The organism is Streptomyces sp. NPDC004065 (assembly GCF_044903565.1).
Taxonomy (GTDB): domain Bacteria; phylum Actinomycetota; class Actinomycetes; order Streptomycetales; family Streptomycetaceae; genus Streptomyces.
The window spans coordinates 1-4,991 of record NZ_JBJDQT010000052.1; the positions used below are offsets into that span (position 1 = coordinate 1).

At 74.6% G+C, this 4,991-nt stretch carries 2 protein-coding genes; both read left to right on the forward strand.

Features of this window, described 5'->3' with window-relative positions; translation table 11 throughout:
* The first annotated feature begins 375 nt into the window (after window positions 1-375).
* A complete protein-coding gene (locus tag ACI2LW_RS32970; RefSeq protein ID WP_404734945.1) occupies window positions 376-2,037 on the forward strand; it encodes a 3' terminal RNA ribose 2'-O-methyltransferase Hen1 in 1,662 nt (553 codons plus the stop codon).
* Window positions 2,034-4,574: a polynucleotide kinase-phosphatase gene (locus ACI2LW_RS32975; protein WP_404734946.1), complete on the forward strand. Its 2,541-nt coding sequence runs from the start codon at window positions 2,034-2,036 to the stop codon at window positions 4,572-4,574. The genes ACI2LW_RS32970 and ACI2LW_RS32975 overlap by 4 nt, the downstream gene beginning before the upstream one ends.
* Window positions 4,575-4,991: the final 417 nt, after the last annotated feature.

Below are 4,991 nucleotides of genomic sequence, written 5' to 3' on the forward strand. Positions count from 1 at the left end.
CACCCCCCTTTGCCCCGTCCGGCCCGCCCGACTCGGTGGGGTGGGAGGTTGCCGTCACGGGGCTGCGCCCCGGACCCCGTGCGGGGCTGCGCCCCGGACCCCATGCGGGGCTGCGCCCCTGCACCCCGGGCGGGGGCTGCGCCCCTGCACCCCGGGCGGGGGCTGCGCCCCCGCACCCCATGCGGGGCTTCGCCCCCGCACCCCGGCGGGGCTGCGCCCGCCCCCGTGACCGCGGTCCATAAAACAAAGGCGCCGGTCGTACCCCCTGTGCCAAGGTGAGGGGGTCGTCCTGCCGAGCCCCCGGGAGCAGCGTTCTCGGGGGCTCTCGTGCGCGCGGCACCGTAGTCGTCCCAGCCAGCCGGAGAGGCCCTCCGCATGTTCCTGACCATCAGTACCACCGGCACCCCCGAACGTCCGGCGACCGACCTCGGGTTCCTGCTGCACAAGCATCCGGACAAGGCGCAGGCGTTCTCCACCTCCTACGGCACGGCGCACGTGCTCTACCCCGAGGCGGACGCCGGGCGGTGCACGGCGGCGTTGCTGCTGGAGGTGGACGCGGTGGCACTGGTCAGGCGCGGCAAGGGCAAGGGCCGCGGTGGCGCGCCGGACGCGGCGCTCGCGCAGTACGTCAACGACCGGCCCTACGCGGCCTCCTCGCTGCTCGCCGTCGCGCTGAGCAACGTGTTCTCCAGCGCGATCCGCGGCGTGTGCCACGCGCGCCCCGAACTGCCGGCGCAGACCCGTCCGCTGCGCGTGGAGGTGCCCGCGCTGCCGGCGCGCGGCGGGCCCGAGCTCGTACGGCGGCTGTTCGCGCCGCTCGGGTGGACCGTCACCGCCGAACCCGTGCCGCTGGACGCCGAGTTCCCGCAGTGGGGCGACTCGCGGTACGTGCACCTGGTCCTCGAGTCGTCGGCGCTGACCGTCGCGCAGGCCCTGCGCCACCTCTACGTCCTGCTCCCCGTCCTCGACGACGCCAAGCACTACTGGGTGTCCTCCGACGAGGTCGACAAGCTGCTGCGGGCTGGGGAGGGGTGGCTGCACGAGCACCCGGAGCAGAAGCTGATCACCAGCCGCTACCTGACGCGCCGCTGGTCGCTGACCCGTCAGGCCATGGAGCGGCTGGAACTGGTGCGGCTCGCGGAGACGGACGACAGCGAGGTCGAGGAGATCGACAACGCGGTGGCGGAGGACGGTGGTCCGGAGGACGGGGGTCACGGAGACGGTGGTCTGGAGGGCAGCGGGCTGGAGGGCAGCGGTCAGGTGGACGGCGCGGCGGGGGAGCGGTCGGTGCCTCTTGCCGTGCGGCGGCGCGAGGCGATCCTCGCCGTGCTGCGGCGGTCCGGCGCCGCCCGGGTCCTCGACCTCGGGTGCGGGCAGGGGCAGCTGGTGCAGGAGCTGCTGAAGGACGTCCGGTTCACCGAGATCGTGGGCGCGGACGTGTCGGTGCGGGCCCTGACCATCGCCTCCATGCGGCTGAAGCTGGACCGCATGGGGGAGCGGCAGGCGGCCCGGGTCACACTGCTGCAGGGCTCGCTGGTCTACACCGACAAGCGGCTCAAGGGGTACGACGCGGCGGTGCTCAGCGAGGTGATCGAGCACCTCGACCTGCCGCGCCTGCCCGCCCTGGAGTACGCGGTGTTCGGCGCCGCCCGCCCCCGTACGGTCGTCGTGACCACCCCGAACGTCGAGTACAACGTGCGCTGGGAGTCCCTGCCCGCCGGGCACGCCCGGCACGGCGACCACCGTTTCGAGTGGACCCGCGAGGAGTTCCGCGCCTGGGCCGCCACGGTGGCCGAACGGCACGGCTACGACGTGGAGTTCGCTCCCGTCGGCCCCGAGGACCCCGAGGTGGGTCCGCCCACCCAGATGGCGGTGTTCACCGTCCGCGCGGCGGACAAGGCACACAACGAGCAGGCACGCAACGAGCAGGCACGCAACGAGCAGGCACACAACGAGCAGGCACACAACGAGCAGGCACACAACGAGCAGGCACGCAACGAGCAGGCACGCAACGAGAAGGAGGCGCAGGCCGCATGACCGGGAACCGCACGGGCCGCGTCCTGCCCGTCACCGACCTCTCCCTCGTCGTCCTCGTCGGCGCGTCCGGCTCGGGCAAGTCCACCTTCGCCCGCCGCCACTTCAAGCCCACCGAGGTCATCTCCTCGGACTTCTGCCGCGGGCTGGTGTCCGACGACGAGAACGACCAGGGCGCGACCCGGGACGCCTTCGACGTCCTGCACTACATCGCCGGCAAGCGCCTGGCGGCCGGCCGCCGCACCGTCGTCGACGCCACCAGCGTGCAGCCCGACGCCCGCCGGCAGCTGATCGACCTGGCGAAGCGGTACGACGTGCTGCCCATAGCCATCGTGCTCGACGTGCCCGAGGAGGTGTGCGCCGAGCGCAACGCGGCCCGCACCGACCGGGCGGACATGCCACGCCGGGTGATCCAGCGGCACGTGCGCGAACTGCGCCGTTCCCTGCGCCACCTGGAGCGCGAGGGCTTCCGCAAGGTGCACGTGCTGCGCGGCACCGAGGAGGTCGACGGTGCCTCGGTCGTCAACGAGAAGCGCTTCAACGACCTCACCCACCTGACCGGGCCCTTCGACATCATCGGCGACGTGCACGGCTGCTCCGCCGAACTGGAGTCGCTGCTGGGCAAGCTGGGCTACGTCGACGGGGTGCACCCCGAGGGCCGTACCGCGGTCTTCCTCGGCGACCTGGTCGACCGCGGCCCGGACAGCCCCGGCGTGCTGCGCCGCGTGATGTCCATGGTGGGCTCGGGCAACGCCCTGTGCGTGCCGGGCAACCACGAGAACAAGTACGGCCGCCACCTCAAGGGCCGTACCGTCCGGCAGACCCACGGCCTGGCCGAGACCGTCGCGCAGATGGAGGGCGAGAGCGAGGAGTTCCGGGCACGGGTGCGGGAGTTCATCGACGGCCTGGTCAGCCACTACGTGCTGGACGGCGGACGGCTGGTGGTCTGCCACGCCGGACTGCCGGAGAAGTACCACGGCCGCACCTCCGGCCGGGTCCGCGCGCACGCGCTGTACGGCGACACCACCGGTGAGACCGACGAGTTCGGCCTGCCCGTGCGCTACCCGTGGGCCGAGGAGTACCGCGGCCGGGCGGCCGTGGTCTACGGCCACACCCCGGTACCGGAGGCCACCTGGCTGAACAACACCATCTGCCTGGACACCGGGGCGGTCTTCGGCGGCCGGCTGACCGCGCTGCGCTGGCCGGAGCGCGAACTGGTGGACGTACCGGCCGAGAAGGTCTGGTACGAGCCGGCCCGGCCGCTGCGCACCGAGGCGCCCGGCGGGCACGAGGGACGCCCGCTGGACCTCGGCGACGTGCACGGCCGGCGGGCCGTCGAGACCCGCCACGGGGGCCGGGTCGCCGTACGGGAGGAGAACGCGGCGGCGGCCCTGGAGGTCATGAGCCGCTTCGCCGTCGATCCGCGTCTGCTGCCGTACCTGCCGCCCACCATGGCGCCGACGGCGACCTCGGGCGTCCAGGGCTACCTGGAGCACCCGCGGGAGGCCTTCGCCCAGTACCGCGAGGACGGGGTCGCCCGGGTGGTGTGCGAGGAGAAGCACATGGGCTCGCGGGCGGTCGCCCTGGTGTGCCGGGACGCGGAGGCGGCGCGCCGGCGGTTCGGCGTGGACGGGCCCACGGGTTCGCTCTACACCCGCACCGGGCGCCCCTTCTTCGACGACGCGTCGACCACCGAGGAGATCCTCGGCCGGCTGCGCGCGGCCGTCACCGACGCCGGCCTGTGGGCGGAGCTGGACACGGACTGGGTGCTGCTCGACGCCGAGCTGATGCCGTGGTCGCTGAAGGCCTCCGGGCTGCTGCGGTCGCAGTACGCGGCGGTCGGCGCCGCCTCCGGTGCGGTGTTCCCCGGTGCGCTGACCGCGCTGGAGTCGGCCGCGGCCCGCGGTGTGGACGTGGGCGGTCTGCTGGAGCGCCAGCGCGGGCGCGCCTCGGACGCCGCCGCGTTCACGGCCGCCTACCGCCGCTACTGCTGGACCACCGAGGGACTGGACGGCGTCCGCCTGGCGCCCTTCCAGCTCCTGGCGGTCCAGGGCCGCAGCCTGGCCGCCCTGCCGCACGATGAACAGCTCGCGCTGCTGGACCGGCTGGTGGAGCACGACGCGAGCGGCCTGCTGCAGACCACGCGCCGGCTGTACGTCGACGTGGCCGACGAGGAGTCGGTGCGGGCGGGCGTCGACTGGTGGCTGGAGATGACGGGCCGCGGCGGCGAGGGCATGGTGGTCAAGCCGCTGGGCGGCCTGGTCCGCACCGAGCGGGGCCGGGTGGTCCAGCCCGGCGTCAAGTGCCGCGGCCGGGAGTACCTGCGGATCATCTACGGCCCGGAGTACACCCGCCCGGACAACCTCGCCCGGCTGCGGCAGCGCCACCTGAACCACAAGCGCTCGCTGGCGATCCGGGAGTACGCCCTCGGGCTTGAGGCCCTGGACCGGCTGGCCGGCGGTGAACCGCTGTGGCGGGTGCACGAGGCGGTGTTCGGGGTGCTGGCCCTGGAGTCCGAGCCGGTCGACCCCCGGCTGTGAGGCGGGCGCGGGCGGCGGATGCGCGGTGACGCGGACGCGGGCGGGGCAGTTGTGCGCCCCGCCCGCGCGGGGCGCGCGCTTTGCCCGTGCCGGGCGCTCGCCCCGCCCGTGCCGGGCGTGCGTTCTACCCGTGCCGGGCGCTCGCGCAGTCCGGGCCGCGCGTCAGCCCGTCCGGCCTGCGTCTGTCCGGGCTCGCGCGTGCGCTTTGCCCGTGCCGGGCGCTCGCCCCGTCCGTGCCGGGCGTGCGTTCTACCCGTGCCGGGCGCTCGCCCCGTCCGGGCCGCGCGCCCGCCCGTCCGGCTTGCGTCTGTCCGGGCTCGCACGCCCACCCGGCCGGCCCGCCTGTCCGGGCCCGCGCGTGCGCCCGTCCGGCAGGTGGGCGTGCGCCCTGCCCGTGCGGGGCGTTTGCCTGCCTGG

Excerpts from the sequence above, each read along its gene's own strand:
- ACI2LW_RS32970 (WP_404734945.1), top strand. The coding sequence starts at position 376 with ATGTTCCTGACCATCAGTACCACCGGCACCCCCGAACGTCCGGCGACC.
- ACI2LW_RS32975 (WP_404734946.1), top strand. The coding sequence starts at position 2,034 with ATGACCGGGAACCGCACGGGCCGCGTCCTGCCCGTCACCGACCTCTCC.